This is a genomic window from Tateyamaria sp. ANG-S1 (genome assembly GCF_000814025.1).
GTDB lineage: Bacteria > Pseudomonadota > Alphaproteobacteria > Rhodobacterales > Rhodobacteraceae > Tateyamaria.
On the sequence record NZ_JWLL01000002.1, the window covers coordinates 1 to 15,747 of the forward strand.

11 protein-coding genes and 2 pseudogenes are annotated in these 15,747 nt (G+C 54.6%); 7 read left to right on the plus strand and 6 right to left on the minus strand.

Annotation, left to right across the window (positions count from 1 at the left end; translation table 11 throughout):
- The 3 genes and pseudogenes from RA29_RS23110 to RA29_RS22250 form a co-directional block, all read left to right on the plus strand.
- Positions 1–831 (plus strand): annotated as a pseudogene (locus tag RA29_RS23110) (type VI secretion system tip protein VgrG); the annotation flags it as partial.
- A 440-nt stretch (positions 832–1,271) separates the two neighbouring features.
- Positions 1,272–2,204 carry a hypothetical protein gene (locus RA29_RS01740; protein ID WP_193743440.1) on the plus strand — a complete coding sequence of 311 codons (933 nt, stop codon included), beginning with the start codon at positions 1,272–1,274 and terminating at the stop codon, positions 2,202–2,204.
- Between the two features lie 59 nt (positions 2,205–2,263).
- Entirely contained in the window at positions 2,264–2,458 is a 195-nt protein-coding gene (locus RA29_RS22250) for a PAAR domain-containing protein (RefSeq protein ID WP_082029398.1), read from the plus strand.
- Positions 2,459–3,036: 578 nt separating this feature from the next.
- On the opposite strand, the gene RA29_RS01750 is transcribed toward RA29_RS22250, so the two are convergent.
- Entirely contained in the window at positions 3,037–4,734 is a 1,698-nt protein-coding gene (locus RA29_RS01750; protein WP_039682418.1) for a hypothetical protein, read from the minus strand.
- Positions 4,735–5,491: 757 nt separating this feature from the next.
- A complete protein-coding gene (locus RA29_RS01760) occupies positions 5,492–5,860 on the minus strand; it encodes a hypothetical protein (protein WP_039682421.1) in 369 nt (122 codons plus the stop codon).
- A gap of 323 nt (positions 5,861–6,183) precedes the next feature.
- Between RA29_RS01760 and RA29_RS01765 the strand changes: the two genes are divergently transcribed.
- On the plus strand, positions 6,184–7,734 hold the full coding sequence (locus RA29_RS01765; protein WP_152612893.1) for a hypothetical protein: 1,551 nt from the start codon (positions 6,184–6,186) through the stop codon (positions 7,732–7,734).
- 482 nt (positions 7,735–8,216) lie between these two features.
- On the opposite strand, the gene RA29_RS01770 is transcribed toward RA29_RS01765, so the two are convergent.
- The 4 genes and pseudogenes from RA29_RS01770 to RA29_RS01780 all read right to left on the minus strand — a co-directional run bounded on the left by RA29_RS01770 (position 8,217) and on the right by RA29_RS01780 (position 12,438).
- Positions 8,217–9,014: a nucleotidyltransferase domain-containing protein gene (locus tag RA29_RS01770; RefSeq protein ID WP_039682425.1), complete on the minus strand. Its 798-nt coding sequence runs from the start codon at positions 9,012–9,014 to the stop codon at positions 8,217–8,219.
- Positions 9,015–9,381: 367 nt separating this feature from the next.
- Positions 9,382–9,510 (minus strand): annotated as a pseudogene (locus RA29_RS23375) (IS110 family transposase); the annotation flags it as partial.
- Between the two features lie 845 nt (positions 9,511–10,355).
- Entirely contained in the window at positions 10,356–10,781 is a 426-nt protein-coding gene (locus RA29_RS22260) for a hypothetical protein (protein ID WP_082029400.1), read from the minus strand.
- Positions 10,771–12,438, minus strand: a complete 1,668-nt coding sequence (locus tag RA29_RS01780) for a hypothetical protein (protein WP_039682427.1) — start codon at positions 12,436–12,438, stop codon at positions 10,771–10,773. Before RA29_RS01780 ends, RA29_RS22260 begins: the two co-directional genes overlap by 11 nt.
- A gap of 187 nt (positions 12,439–12,625) precedes the next feature.
- On the opposite strand from RA29_RS01780, the gene RA29_RS01785 reads away from it, so the two are divergent.
- The 3 genes from RA29_RS01785 (at position 12,626) to RA29_RS01795 (ending at position 14,870) form a co-directional block, all read left to right on the plus strand.
- Positions 12,626–13,468 (plus strand): hypothetical protein, encoded by an 843-nt coding sequence (locus RA29_RS01785; RefSeq protein WP_152612894.1) that lies wholly within the window; start codon positions 12,626–12,628, stop codon positions 13,466–13,468.
- 382 nt (positions 13,469–13,850) lie between these two features.
- The gene (locus RA29_RS01790; protein WP_039682431.1) at positions 13,851–14,309 is read left to right on the plus strand and encodes a toxin-activating lysine-acyltransferase; all 459 of its coding nucleotides are present in this window, start codon (positions 13,851–13,853) and stop codon (positions 14,307–14,309) included.
- A 261-nt stretch (positions 14,310–14,570) separates the two neighbouring features.
- On the plus strand, positions 14,571–14,870 hold the full coding sequence (locus RA29_RS01795; RefSeq protein WP_039682433.1) for a hypothetical protein: 300 nt from the start codon (positions 14,571–14,573) through the stop codon (positions 14,868–14,870).
- Positions 14,871–15,747: the final 877 nt, after the last annotated feature.

Sequence of the window (15,747 nt, forward strand, 5' to 3'; positions counted from 1 at the left end):
GTCCCGAACCAGCGCCAGAAGGTGCCCTATGACCTGCCCGCGAATAAGACGCGATCAACCTTCAGGACAAACACCCACAAGGGAGGGTATCGCGGCTTTAACGAACTCCGATTTGAGGATGAGCTCGGCAAAGAGGAGATCTACACGCATGCTCAAAGAGATCGACACACAATCATCAATCGCGACGACGCTTCGATTATTCGCAGAGACAGTATTCAGAAGACATTTGGTGATACGATTGCAGCCACAAATGGTTCTGCTCGGCAGCAAGTCGGAGGCTCTTCCGAAACACATGTGATGGGGAACTACACCCTAAACGTCGGCACTCGCGGCCACAACAAGACGCTGATCGATGCGGGGCGATTGGGTGATCATGCACACAAGACTGGGCGGGACGATGTGTTCTCACCGTTTAAGCGCATGATGCGACCGGGTATGGGAGCAGGTGCAGGCGGTGCGCTTAACATTGCAAGTCAGGGTACAATGACATTTGAAGCCAAAGGCGACATCGATCTTTATACGGATAAGAGGTTCGATTTGAATACAAACGACGGCTGTGAATTAAGCGCAGCGACGAACATCCACCTTGCATCAGGTCAGTCAACATCGATCTCAAGTGGTGACTCCGTAACAATTCGTGCGACCCGGGATTTGGTCTTAGCCTGCGGCAATGCCCGCATCGTATTGACCAGTGATGGTCGGATCATATTTGATGGCTCGAATTTAAGTACCGTCGCATCCGGAAATGTCACTGTCAGCGCAAATGGCGAGATAAAGAGCACATCTCAAGCTGGCATCCAAGCACGCGCACCAAGAATAGACCTGAACTGATATGAGGCTTCCCAATATACTGATGCCTCTACTAGCTGTGCTTTTGCTTCAGTCATGCAGGGCTGAAGCGGTCAATCTAGACGTATCGTGTGAGGCTACAGTCGAGGAAACAGTCGAAAACTCATATGCTCTTGCCTATGGCTCTGATCTTATTCCGCCGACGGTCGAAAACACTTTCCCAATAACAGAGCAAACACTTTCCGGTGTGTCTATGAAGGACCCAGTCGCGCTCGGCTTGCTCGCGGTTAACTCGGCCGGAGACACATTTCAACGTACCTGCGATGCACGACCGTGCAGCACGGAAGATGCTGTTGCGACGTTCAAGCTTTGCCGTGAAACAGCTGGCTGTCAGTTGGTCGGAGCTACGAAGGATCGTTCTTTCCATCCGTTTTATGAGTTTGACCGCACAGGCGGTCACATCTGCAAGGTCGATATCTAAGATGAGCAACCAGTTCCCCTATGGCAATGATCTCGCAAACGTCCATAAATGGATTGGGCAAAGGGAGACACCTTCGAACAACTGGCATATCCAGTTCTTGGGTGGCGGCAACTCCTTGGATGATTGTGAGCTACATTTTCTGCTGCATGGTTTAGATAGCCTTACCACTGCCTATTGCGTTTTGACGGGAAGAGGCTTGGGTTTACCATTCGGCCCCCGCGGCTTAGTGAACATCCCGCGTAATACACGGGACGTTCAAGACATGATCTCGGATGAAATCAGAAATGATTTTGAGGAAACGCAACAACAGGCTTTGCTTGAGGCACAATTGGCGCTGCCCTTTCTTGATCAACATGCTCAATCAAACATATGGGCGCAGTGCTTCAACCTATCTCAGGAGAAGCAGTTCATGACGAGGTATACGCGAACACCATTCTCGCTGGCTGACCTTGATGGAGCCCAGACTGAGGTCGAGGTCGTTTCCTCGTCTTTCGTTCTTTTCCAAATGATTTCTATGGAGTTTTCTTTTCCGACGGACGAACAAGATGGTCTGTCAGCCGTCAACATGGGATCAGCGGAAGCGAATTTGAGCATGCCCGGGCATACGGCAGGCCGCTACAACTGCCGTTGGCGTATCGAACACTGGTACAACAACTTTTACAGCCGATGCCCATTTAGAAAGGACGGCGATCAGCATCGCTTTTCAAGCAATCGCTTTCTACACTATTTGCCACCTTTTACAGGGTACTTATTCAGGACAAGACGCGAATACTTAAAGCACTTCCCAGAACAAAGCTACCCTTACTGGCAAGACATCTTTCCTCAACTTAATGAGTCAGCCGAACACTTCTTGGACAACGCATGGGCGGGTTCGGTTGGTGGATGGGCCGGGCCACTTCCCGCTTCGTATATTCGCGAATACGGTCCGTCCTAAAGGACTCCCAATGCTTCACGAACTTAGGATTTCTCATATGCCTTCAGCCTCGCGCTTAGGTGATACCTGCTCCGGCCACGGCCGCGCAGTCTGCGGCCATCGGTGGCAGCGCCAACGTTGACATCAACGGCATCCCAGTAATTCGACAAGGCGACGAGGTCGCACCGCATGGCTGCCGTCGGTGCAAGCCGCATGGGCGGAGCGTCTCCGCGGGCTCGCCGACCGTTTACGTGAACGGACGCACCCTCGCTTGAGGCGGCGACGGGATTTCCTGCGGTGGCGCCGTCGCGGCGGGCTCCGGCGATGTCTTCGCCGATGACGGCTGACCCGGACCCGACCAACCAAAACGACGCGCCGAGCTTGCCTGAGATCTGTGTCGGTCTGCACGCGTCGCAGCAGGTCTAGGAGCGCGCAGCGCCGGAGACCGGGCGGCAATCGACGAGAGCGATCTGTCAATCCTGCGCAGCCTTGGCGACATTTCGGCAGATTGATGGCGTGGCCTGTGTGAAGCGGCTGGTTGGACGCCTCTCGGTGCCGCTGCCATGTCCTGGTGCGCAGGTGTCGATCTTGGCCAAGTCCGGCGCCACTGGGAGAGCGCCAGGCCCGTCCTTGAGGTCGACGAAGCGCTCTGCCGCCCGGCCCGGCTGCTCGCGCCCGCAGTCCTGGCGCCGCCCCGCGACGACCGCCGCCGCCTATCCATCGGCGCGTTAAAGGTGGATAGCTTCTGTCACACTGTCCGACGATGCAGGCGTCATGGGCTGCTCGTTTGTCGACCAGGTGACATCATGCCGGGCGCATTTCCACGCCCGGCGCTGGTCACGTACAAGCTCGCTCAGGTCGCGGGCAAAGGCGCGGCCGGACAAGGCACTGCGACCACCGCTGTAGGCAGCAGCGGAACAGGAGGCATGTTCGGTGCGACTTGCACATAACGTGTGTTGATGCTTGCGATGCCATGCGCACCGTTTGTTCCAAGCGACAGCATGCACGACATCAGGTTTGGGTCTGCGATCGGATACGTCTCCGGCTTGACCTGGTAAGCGACGATGTACATCAGCGGGACATACAGGATTTCCAGCCAGCTTTGCTGTTGATCAGATAGATCCCAGGCCGCGCATTCCGTCGGAGGTGTATAAAGGATTGAATAGTCTGATACGATTTCCAGCCATTCGTTGTTGTACGCCAGAATTTCTGAAATGATCTCTTCCGTCTGATTGTCGGAGTCCGCGGGTGACTTGGTTGTCATATTAGCTCCACTGAACGCCGACAGCGGTACTGGAGCCAAGGGGCTGGCGCCGGTCCAACTGGACGACGCTGACTTATCAGCCGGGTTGAACGTTACTGTCGCTGTGCACAGCGTGCCGTAGTGCGGGTATGCCGCCGGACCAGGCGCGTATCCCGGCGCAAAGACGATGCTCCAACTGCCATGCACACCTTCATGGGTCGCATCCGGGATCGTCAACGTGGTGGTTGACGTATCGTACGTGCAGGCGGTGTCATACAGGCGGACCGTGCTGTGCACCCCGTCAAAACAAAGCCCGACAGTGACCTTGTATTTGGTTGTGACCTTGGGGGTGGGATAGGCGGGGGTATACCTGCTGGCATAGATACCTTCAACCGACAGGAAGGCACCGGGGGTGGCCCCGCTGCTGGACGAGGTCAATGCAAAGTACCCCGCCATGCCGGCCAAATCCTCGGCATTGTTTTCGTTCAAATCCAACGCCAGCGGGTCCGGCACATCCTGATTGTTCAATTGGATGGAGGTGAACGTGCGCGGTATCGAATTCCCATCGATGTTCGTGATGTTGTTGCTGACCATACCTGCGGCGGCTGATGTGCCCATGATCAGGCTTGATTTGTTGCCCTTGCTGTCTTCAAATGCGAAGTAATACATGTTCATGTTGTAGGTGTAGCTTTTGACCGGCTCGAGTCCGGTGGGTGGTGGCGCCACGCCGTAAGCGGAATAGTGCAACGCAAAATCCGAACCGATTGTCATTGCGTTGACCGGCGCTTCGCCCTGAACGTAATATTTCCCTGCATACCTCGCGGGCAATATCGGATTGTTGTAGGTATAGCCGTTGACACTGGATACGCTGGCGACCGCAGGCGAGAGGGTTCCTGCCACTGTTGCTGTCTGGCCATTGGTGACCCCCGACCGCGTGAAAGTCAGCGTAACGGTCGTCGCCTGGGAACCGGTTGTGGTATAGGTCAGAACATAGTTATCACCGGATTGCTTGAACGTGGCGGTCGTGCTTTCGGAAAAGTTGAAGGTGATCGGGTTTTTGCCGTCAACGCACAGAATGGTCTGGACAGAAAAGGTCGGTGTGAATTTGTCGCTGGTCGCGTCATACTCAACTGAAATCGTGGTATCGATTGTAAAGAACGCACCCTCGCTATCAAGAATGTAGTAGCCGTTGAATCCCGACAGCAATTCACTATCGGGGTTAGGTGTGCTGGTTGGTTTTGGCATGTTACCGTGTTGTACCGGCGGCATCCGGTGTTTGGCCAGAAGGTCGAAATCAGGTTTCATCATCTAAAATTTCCCATATGTACGGTGTTGGACGCCTCCAATAAAACTCAACCAATAAGGGAATTTCTGGGCGTAAAAATTACCATTTGACGGCTTCTCTATCTCACCATCCGTATTGAAGCCGTCTCTTGCCGTTGCATACTGCATGATGAAACGCGACCTCGCGAAGGGTCGGATGCTACGACCACATGAAACATGCAGGTCCCGATGAAGATCACGCGCATTCAAAGCCGCATACTGCCGAAGGCAGTTGGGCGGTTTCCAGCAATACTACAAGTGCCTCCACCAATGAGCGGATGTTAGTCCTGGGCGCGGCATTGGGAGGTTAGGTTTCAAGCTGCCTTTTTCTGGCACACGCGCCCGAGGTCTGTTTTCAGAAAGCTACGACGCCGCAAACTCCATCTGGGTGAACGGCCGCTTGGGGCCGTTGGCGCGTCAAAACTGTTTCTAGCAAGTATGGCTGCGTCGAGTGCCGGGAGTTGTGCCGCGTAATGTCTTAATCGGACACAATGGAGCAGCTCTTCCGGTCCATGCGGATTCTGATCACGGCCCTCCTAGCCAATCGCCGTTGCCGTGCCCACGAAACATTTGATCGTGGGATATTTGGTCAGAGCCGTTTGAGTCATGTTGCTTCCATACCCTACCTGCATAACACCATTCGGTATGACGCACGCGATATTGTGCACCCGCTCCTCAAAGCTGAAATCTTCGCTCTTGATCAATTCAAAGGACAACACGCTGACTTAAAACGCGCCGATGCTCATGCCGCACTTGTGCCGTCGCGCGCGAATGTCGCGATGCGCTGACCTTTGGCGAAGGTTCCCGGGGCATCGAAGTCGCCGCAGGGGATTAGATTGTAGTAGAGGTGCCATCGCCCCGGCGGGCTGATACTAAGCGAGACATCGCCATTGGTCCGCGTTGTCTCGGGAAACGGATCAGCAGAAAAGGTAAAATGCGCGGTCTTTTCCGCGGCTGGTCCGGAACCTGAAAGCATTGGCAAGTCCAGGCCTTTGATGTCGGGAAAGTACCCCTCGTCAAAAGATGCGCCCTTTGCATCGACATAAAATCGCTCGGTCACATACCAGGCGACACGGCCCGCCGGTATCACGGAAGACGACGTGTTTGACATGAAAGCCTCCAAAGTTTCACATGATGAATTGGCAATCTATACCCCCAGATCTTTGTTGGCGTTGGATGAGCCTGCGTGAAACGGACTTTTTGTAGCCGCCGCGCGCAACGCAGCGTGTGGCAAAATCACGATCGGAACCCTGATTGAGTTTTGGCCGGGTCACACTTGAAAAAGGCATACGTACGAATTGGTATGCGCGCCGTCGTTGACTTGTTACCCGCACTAGTTAGGGTTGAAGTGGGTCGCGTTTGAGTTGTGGATTTTCCACAGATTTTCAAATGCCGCTTATTCAATTCATGCCTATTGGCACAAAAGGACTCTCAATGACGAACTCTGCAAACTGGACGCTCACAGGCGCATCGGAATCCCCAGACAGCACAACGAAACTCGATCAAATTCCGGTGCAACAAGGGTTCTCATGGCCTGCAGGTCAGGGGATGTTCATAAATGGGACGAATTTCCACATTGACGCGCTCAAGGGGCCAAATCCGATTGTCACCGTGGGCAGCGGGCCTGCGAATGCAAGCAACACATGCGGCATCGACTTGAGCCAGTCGACCGCCAGTCGCCTTTACATCGTCACTGTTCCACCCAGCCCAAACGGAGAGCCGGGACCACAAGACATTTACGTGACCAACTATCCCGGCGGATCCAGTCCCGCGTCCACGTTAAGCGTCACAGATGCCATCACCTATGTCCCTGCAAAGACATCCGACGCCCCGATGATCCCGGTCATCTTCAAGAACAATACTGGCCAAGCCGACGATCAGGTCTGGGTGCAATTCCTGAATGGATATTTCGGCGGGGGGCAGACCGGTGCTGGTGGCACTGTCAAACTGAGCGGGAACAAGGGCTATTCGCTTGCAGATCTGACCAGTGCCCTGCCGGGTTTCCCGTCCTTGGGCAGCGTGGCGAATGTGTCGCTCAACAATTTTACCAACGGTCGTATCTATCTGAACCTCGGCGACACGCCGCTGAGCACGACCGCGGGCAACCAACCGCAGCCGGGGGACAAATCAGACCCGGATTACCTGACCCAATATGCCTATGTTGAGCTGAACGTTTTCGGGAACGGAAGCAACAACATGGACATCAGCAACATCGACTTTTTCAGCTTTACCGTGACGGCGGCGACCTACAAGGGCGGGAAATTGGCGGATCAATTGACAAGTCAGGATACGTCTACGCTGATGACGGCGATCAAGAAGGTTGCCCCAGCGGCTGCGCTGGTCACCGACAGCGCGAAGGACACCGTGCGGGTTCTGGGGCCGGGCCTTGCCAGCGGCTACCACACCTGGTCCGAGTACATGGCCTTCCTCGAAAACCAGACCACGAAGATCGCGGGGACGTTCGGGAGCGACCAGCCCTATGATTTAACAGCCAGTTTCGATAGCAAGACTAGTGTGGTCACCCTGTCTGGGACCATCAACTCAACCACGCAAACGACCATCACGATCCCGTATTCCGAGATGAACGCGGTGACTGGCGTCTATGGCGCCAACCCAAGCTACAGCGTGAACGGCGGCCCATCCGTGCCGTTTGCCAACGACATTTACGGCTGGATCGTCGGGGACCTGGTCGCCGGGATGAACTGGGGCTTCCCGGGCAGTTCGACCCCTGTGCCCGGCCAGACCGGCAAAACAATGGGTCAGTTGACCTCCAGCGAATGGTTCAGCACGGCAGTGGCACACACGTCCGTTCAGTTCAGCGGCGCGCAATCGAACGACGATTTTTACAACACATATGCCGCTGCAAACCAGCCGCTGACCGAGGCTTACGGCTTCCCGTTCACCGACCGTCTCGGAGGCGTATTACTCTACTTCCCACCGTCAGGCACCGGCGCGGTGGACTATCTGGAGATCACCCTTTCCTGACATCAATTCGCGCCCCTGCACACCGCCAGGGGCGCAACCGTCTTGTCCGCTCAAAGACCACTGACGCCTGAAGAAAAACGCCTTAGGCAAAGTGCAACTATCACCAAAGGAAAGCGCAAACACCGTTCATATTTTCTTGGTCCATCTTTGCATGCCGGGCATTGGTTTGTGCAACGCGTAGAAGTTTCTTAGTCATATTCAGAATCGCAAAATAGCTATAGCGGTCGTTTGTCGGCCTGCACCAACTATAGAGATGGGGCTTACAGCCGCCCTTCGCGGCCTGCCGCTCACAATTTCTGCTTTGAAACGCGGCACTGCGGCGAACGAGATGTCAGATGAATGGCAGCTTAGGGCCGTCCACGAAGAGCCATTACGGCTCACGATTGTTAATGCTGCGCGCGCCCCGAGGTCTGTTTTAAGCCCACTTTGACTGATGCTGCGCAGTGCATGAATGTCGGAGTCTGATCGAATTAATGCACCATCTAATAGGGTCGCACCAACCCGAGAGACTGATTTAGCTTGTCCCAAGTCACCTCTTCGAACCGTTCGGGCCATGTTACGCCTCTGCTTTTGGCAAGCTGCCTCGCTCGCGGAAGGTACGCCTTCGCGTAGGCCAGGTGCGTTTCGATCATCGCTTTGCGATCGACTATGGGCGCTGGCATGGCCGCGACTAGCTCCTTCTGCTCATCTGTCAGCAAACGGTTCAGATGAAGGGCTCCGCCTCGATCTGGCGCGCCAGTTTCCTCTACCAAGAGATCGATCAGTTTCGAGCGCAAATGAAAGATGCCTACGACACCGTTAATGTACTCTTCCCGACCTGCCGCGAGATGCAAAAGCCCAAGTATGCGAATGAACTCCTCAAACTCGCGAAGAAGGCGCTCAGGTGTTGCCTGCCTCGGGGGCCGCTCCGTTGGCAACTGATCGTAAAGCCCATCGTGGTCAAACAGCCGTCTAAGGCTTGCTTGGCTGTGGGCTGCGAACTGCTCGGGTTTCAGGATGATAACATCCGTACGCGTCCAGTCTGCAGTGATGGCATTGATCAGTGCGGGACGGACGCCTCTATCCCACCACTTTACAATCTCGCCGGTGCGTTCGACAGCAGCTTTCCAAGCGCCAGCAATCTCGTCCGTTGGCCCATCGTTCGACACCAGTACGAAATCGATGTCGCTGTAGGCGTCTGCCCGCCCATTGCCGAAGCTACCGCTGAGGAACAAGCCGCGAATCTTAGGGTGATTGTGCAGCGCATCGGCAATAGTTTTGATGACGGTTTCGGATGTCATGTTGCATGCCTCGCTTCAGCGGAACGTTCGGCTTTTATTCGACTTGATAAAGAGACTGCTTAGCTATCGCGACCCAATTGTCTAGGTCTTGAAAGCCGCCATTGGCGCAGTTGCAGCGAAAGACCTGTGTGGATGGCGCCCGCATAGCAAGGGTTAAATGAGATTGTGCGTACGTTTTCAGAAGCGGTCTTGTGTCCGGCCTGTTTGCGCGGTCTCGACCGCTGGCCCTGATGGGATCCGCAGATTAGGTTCCTAACTGCTTTGCGGACAGTGACGCCCGGGACATTCGGCGGAGTGTCCTGATCGTTGCGGCTGAAGTGCACACCATCACATCTTTGGTCTTGCTATCTCGTCTTTCCTTTCCGGCTCAGGCTGCGTGCGGCCTATAAGGTTCGTTCCTGGTTAACACTGCCCACATGATCCGCGCCGTCTTGTTCGCCATGGCAACCGCAGCAAGGCGCGCAGGCTTTCTCTGCAGCAGGTCTGCCAGCCAGGGATCGGCGCGTTCCCGCTTTGTATAGCGTTTCTCACCATTTGATCGATGTCGAGTGTGAGGTTTCTGCAAGCGCGGAACGTGTCGGCTAGCTTGACCTGTACATCGACCCCATCGAGGCCGGCAGCGCAGGGACAGGATGTGTTCGCACCGAACGCTTTTGTTCGGCTGTCTGAGAACAACCGCCGTCGCGATCAGACGGTCGGAACAGCGCGGAGTGGCTGACGGGCATAGTCCGTTTCGGGCGCTTCAAAGAAGGCCTCTACGTCTCCGCACTCGACAATCTCGCCTTGCCGCATGACGATTAGCCAGTCATCAGATTGAAGGGGGCAGCGTCAGAGACGCGTGGCCACAGTTGAACCGGGCCGTTTTCAATCTTGCGCCAACATTTTAAATACTTCTGATGTAACTCTCTGAATTCTCGGGCAAGATCACGTTATCCCTCCGGCCCAGAATGCAGAGAAGCTGGAGATTCGGCCTTGCCAGCTTGTTTGCATAGTTTTCCAGGTTTATCGGCGCCCAAGCCTTTCGGAGATTTTCGAGGTTTATTTCGGTTTCAATGCTTTCGCGCACCAATCGAGTTGAGCGGCCGTTCCAAACTGCATCAGCGGCGTTTCCACGGCATAGCAGAAAGGCTGCGCGCGTTACGGCAGCGTCGTGCGCTGTAACCAGGCCAGCGACCCACGATCCTAGACTTACGCCCATGACAGACACGCCTTGATAACCGTTTTTGTTCAACCATCGGATCAAAGTCCTCCTCTCCAAAACTGCCTGTTTATGGATCGGATTGTGCGCCCAAGGTTGGGACTAACGAAGTGCTCTGAACCGACAACGTCTGGAACGCTGCGTTACAGATGATAGGGCATGGCGATTTCAAAGACATCAAACCCAAGGCGCGAAAACAAACTGGCGAGCTTGGCATTGCGGTCCTCGGCCCGCCAATGGTGGAAGACCACAAGTGCACGTTTGCCGGATCGGCTTGGTGTGACCTTGACGGTGACAACATTGTTTTCAGGCACTTCAGTACGTATCGCTGACTGGAATGTAATCCAACTGCCGTTCCGCTGAACCTCCGGCTTGTATGTCGCGGGAAGATCATAAAAGCCCGGATCAGCACGGGCACTTTTGGCCAATTGGCAAAAGCCTGAAAAGCTTTCGTCTTGCACGTCTGGGAAGCAGAGCGCTGCTCCAATGTCAAAGCTCATCAACGTCTTGTCTTGGTCAGCTTCGCATGCGTGCTTTTCATCCCATTCGTCCAGCCACTTAGAAAACATGTTGTTCTTTCTCGGTCGATGTGTCGCGCCGCCCGAAACTGGGGTCGCACAGGCCGTAGATGGCGAGCGACACGGACAGTATGAGCAATACAGAAAACCCCGGTACGAGCCCGATGAACAAAAAGCTGAGTGTCAGAAGCCCCACAACCAACAGCAGTTTCCACGTGGATTTTTGTATGCTGGCTGCTCTTTGCGGCCGCCCTGTCGTATCCAAATGCGCGCGGCCCGAACTCTGAAGCTGTGCAACACCTCGACGAACTTTGAGATAACCGTTCAAAGAGATCGAGACTGTGACAAGGGTTGCAACAAAGCTCGTGAACAACACGGGCGCGCTGTAATCAAAACCACCGCTTGAAGGTTCGCCGCGACCCAAGACGATTGAGAGGTCACTGGCAAACCAACGAAGTATGTTTTCGCTGTCCGACACCAGATACACGGACTGCAGCTTCATGATGATGCACATAATCAAACCAACGACGGCGCATCTGAATACGCCAAACATCACCGTCTCACCGATCTTGCGCGCGCGGTCACCCGCCTCTGGAATGTGTCGGTTTTTCGCGGAATTCGAAATCTCAAAAAAGTCCTGTGTTATGAGGTATATAACAACAAGTCCCATGAAATAGAGATAGGTGCAGCACCCCATGTAAAGCCACACCAGGCCTGTGAACACGATCGTCTCGGGAACCGACGCAATTTCAGGTGATACAATTGCGATCCTGCCCCAATCAATCGGCAAGGTCCTTGGATCTTTGTTGATCAACGGCATCAGCCGCGTCGTGACCCACTGATACCCACCAATGATCGGAACGCAGCCCATAAAAACCAACCCAAAAACCAAGGACGCATCGTCAATTTTTCGGGACCAACCCGCCGCGACAACCGTTTCTGTTTTTTCATTGAGAAGGGCAGCACGGCCCCTTTTCTTCCAGAATGCCAAGAGCTCCGTCAAGAATACGAGGTACAGAGGAATGGCGATCAGAAAATTGAAGGTCCAGTTAGGAGCCCATAGGAAGCCGACCTGCTTCGCACCAGCGACCTCTGATTGATATACAACATCGTGAATACTGGCTGTGTAGGACAGCAGCCCAAGAAGCACAGCGCCAATGAAAACAACGATGGGCAGGCTGAGCGCTGACTTTGGGCACAGCAACCCTTCGGATATCCGGGCGAGTGTACTTCCCGGAGCATTCAAGTCGGGATCGACATATCTAACACCCTGATCAGGGATAGGCTTGCTTGTGTCCCGTGACACCAAATCCGGCGATGGGTGCTCCTTGTGTTTTTTCATCGCCGATTGCAGCTGCCGTTTGGCTCTTAACCGATCTTGAGCTGCACTCAATTCTGCCTGCCAATCGCTTGTTGCTTGTGGGTCATCGCAGCCAAAGATACGGGCAAGCCATCGGATATTTTTCGGGCTGACGCCTCTTTTGTTGTCCTGAAACCATAGCTGCACAGTTCGCAGTTCTATGTCGGCACGATTCGCCTCCATCTGCGAGATTGCCTGGGTGAGAAGTTCCGGTGTCCACGGACCGCTTGGACAACCATTTTTGTCAACAGGGCGACCGGCACCTGCAGCAACCAATCTTTTGAACAGGGTCTTCAGGTCGCTGCTATCCCCAGGTGGAGGGATGAAAAACTTTCCGTTTTTTATCATATACTTGACCAAAACTTTTCACAACGCTTCGCAACGTTTCGCTGCATACCAAGAATTTGGAGGTTAGATAATCTCTAGCTATGCGTGTACTTCTGAATAAGAGCGAAGTCGCTCATCAGACGCGGATCAGCGCCGAGACTGCAAACCGTTTGAGGAGAGATGACAGGTGGAAAGCGAGGCTGAAGCGTTGGCCGAACCGCGGCTTGGGCAGCCCAATCCAGTACATGAGAAAACGCTGCCAAGACGGGTTGGGCGCAACAATGTCATCGGGAATAAAAGCATTCCCAAAAGCTATGAGTACACCATCTGTGACTGGCTGGCGCTTCACAGGTTGTCTGCTGAACGTGTCGAAGATGTCCTTAAGGAGATTTCACACCACAGACCGAACGTGAGCACTCAGCCGCGCCAGCCAGCCCATGAGCCTAGTGGTTTGAGAGCGTCAGACGCATGGAAACTGTCTGCCCGGGCGTTGGCTTGGAAATTCCCGCACGCGGCAGAGGTCATTCTTGATGTCTCTCGCACCGCTGAACTGCTGGTTGCATCGCCCGAAACAGGCGTGTCCAAGCCCTTTACCCTGGCGCGCGACAAGGGCACGGCGCCGCTGGTCTCGATCTGCTTCGCGGGAAACTGTCTGGACGTTTTGGCCATGGCCCACGAGTTCGGGCATGCAGTTCAATACTCCATTAATGCTGATGTATTCGTGAACCCAGTGCAGCGTGAGATCGCTGCTTTTGTGAGCGAACGCGTTTTGCTTGAATATGTTGGCATGCTTGGGCATCCATCTGCGTCCGGCATCCGGTCAGCGCACATCTCTGATGACGCAATCTACCTTGGTGGTGATGCCCAAAGCCTGTCTCTTGCCCTGACAAATCCCGCAGCGCCGTACCGTTACCGCTGGAACTACCCGTTGGCGCGGTATTGTGCTGCGCGGATTTTCGCCATTTGTCAGAACGATAGGCTTTGGAACGCCATTCAGGGGCGGGTTTTGCTTTCCGACTTGCTTGAGACTTTACCGGGGACCAAGAATTGAACCCTGAGAACAACCACTTCCCAGTTGTACCGGATGCGGATCGAAACTGTCCTCAGCTGGATGCGTACAGATCGCTCGGCATAATGGTGATGCTGGATATCTGTGGTCGGCCAAGCCCACCTAAGGAAACCATTGATGAATGCTACGCGGTACTTCTCCGCCATATGCGCCAGAAAACGGCCGTGATCGCGTTGTCTGATGACAGAAGACCGCTTGGTTATGCGACTTGGGTTCAAGACGAACGGGACGTTGTACGTATCACGCATCAAGTTGCCCCATTTGGTGATCATACGATCCTGCATCAGCAGTTGTGCGCGCGGCTACCAAGCGAAGCCAAGGTTGAAGCACCCAGCGGACACACAGTTTGTCGGACACAGCCCGCATGAAGAACTTGGATGATTACGCATGCACAGGCTATGCCGTCGAACTGCTCGCGCAGTCCGAATATCACCGCAGGTATGAGGTGGCCGACTACCTACACACTGAAATCCTGCCCGCTCTCTGGGCCGGCCAGATCCGATTTTACATCACCAAGGACTACGTGCCGACGGCGTTCGTTACGTGGGCGTGGTTGAACAAGGATGTCGAGCGAGAAGTGCACCGAACAGGGCGTGCTTTGCGTCAGGAGGAGTGGAATTGCGGCGACCGGCTGTTTTTCAACGACTGGGTTACGCCGTACGGGAACATACGCGAGGTGCTCCATGAAATGACGCATGTGATATTCCCGGATCAGGTCGCCACAAGCCTGCGCCGCAATCCCGATGGATCAGTGCGTCGGATCAATCGCTGGACGGGTATCAACCTGCGGCAAAGCAGAAAGAGTGGGGGGGCGCTTGCATGAACCCGTTGTCCGCTCAATCCAGGCTGCCTGCCAGCGCGGGTATTTGTCCATATCACCGACACCCCAAGCAGATATTCATTCGCGGGTGCCGTTTTCCATACCGAATTGCGGCACATGCTGTACCCGCAGCATTCACCGCATGATGAGCGGCGGGTCATAGACCAACCCACCGCTCAATTGAGCCGCCGGATGAGGTATCCGGCAAACAGCAACAGATGGTTGATAACATAGAAAACCATCGACGTGTTAGAGGAACACGACATGTTCGACAAACGCAGTATTCGGTCAGATGACCTCTTTGGTCGCGTCAGCTTCGGTGGGGGTGGAGATAGTGACAGTGGGGGCGGCAACAGCGCTGGCCGGGCCGCACAAAATGAAGCCGCTGCTCGGCGCAACGAAAATAGAACGTCCATCACTGACACACACTCGTGGGGTGCCATGACTGGTGGATTGGGTGCGACAACAGGGATTGGTGCCACCGGCTCATCTATCGGGTTTGGCAACCCCAGCGATCCTGCCAATACGTTCAATATGAACCAAACGGTCGGCGAGCCCTTCTAAACAATGAGGTGCCCCAAGGTTTGGGGCACTTCGCGATCAGAGAGCGAAGCAGCAAATGGTTTTCAAAGTAGTTTCGGCGTTAACACTCCTGTTTCTTTCTATGATCGCCATTCACTTATTCAGCGCGACTCTTCCCATCATCGAGACAGAAGAGACAATCTACTATGAAGTCGACGCAACGGCCCGCGACGAAATCTTCGCGCAATTCTCACAAAGGGGGCCACATGGAAATGCTGCGTCTACAGAATGGACGGTATCCTCTCGCTGGCCCTGCCGTGTGCGTCTGCACACCGTGTTCACATATCCAAGGCATACGAACCTTGACAGCCTTTCCGACACAAAAAGAAATCGCTGGTATGAATACATGAAGAATACGCAACTCCATGAACGAATTCATCAATCGCACGGCAGGAGCGCGGCAGGCGAAGTCGTATCGCAATTCTGTTTCTTCCCTCAAACTGTGTGGAGATACTGGGCACTAAAAGACAAAGTGTTTGACCTTGAAAGCCAACATGGGCGACGCGATGGCGCCATTTTGAATTGGTAGGTCACGTATATGCGGCGTCGACCAGGTATCACATGGTGATACAGGTGACTGCATCGCGCCGAATTGCAGCTAATGCTGTACTCTCAGCAGATGCTGCAAAACGAGCGGCAGGTCATAGACCGACCCACCGCTCGATCGAGCCGTCGGGCCAGGTGCCCGGCAAACAGCAAAAGGTGGCCCGTTTTACGGAGTGCCATAAAAGTGTTAGAGGAACACAACATGTTCGACAAAGATGATGTCCGTTCGGACGATCTCTTCGCTCCTGTCAGCTTCGGTGGCGGTGGCGGTGGGGGTGGGGGTGGCGGTAGCAACCCAAACATGCGTCAGATG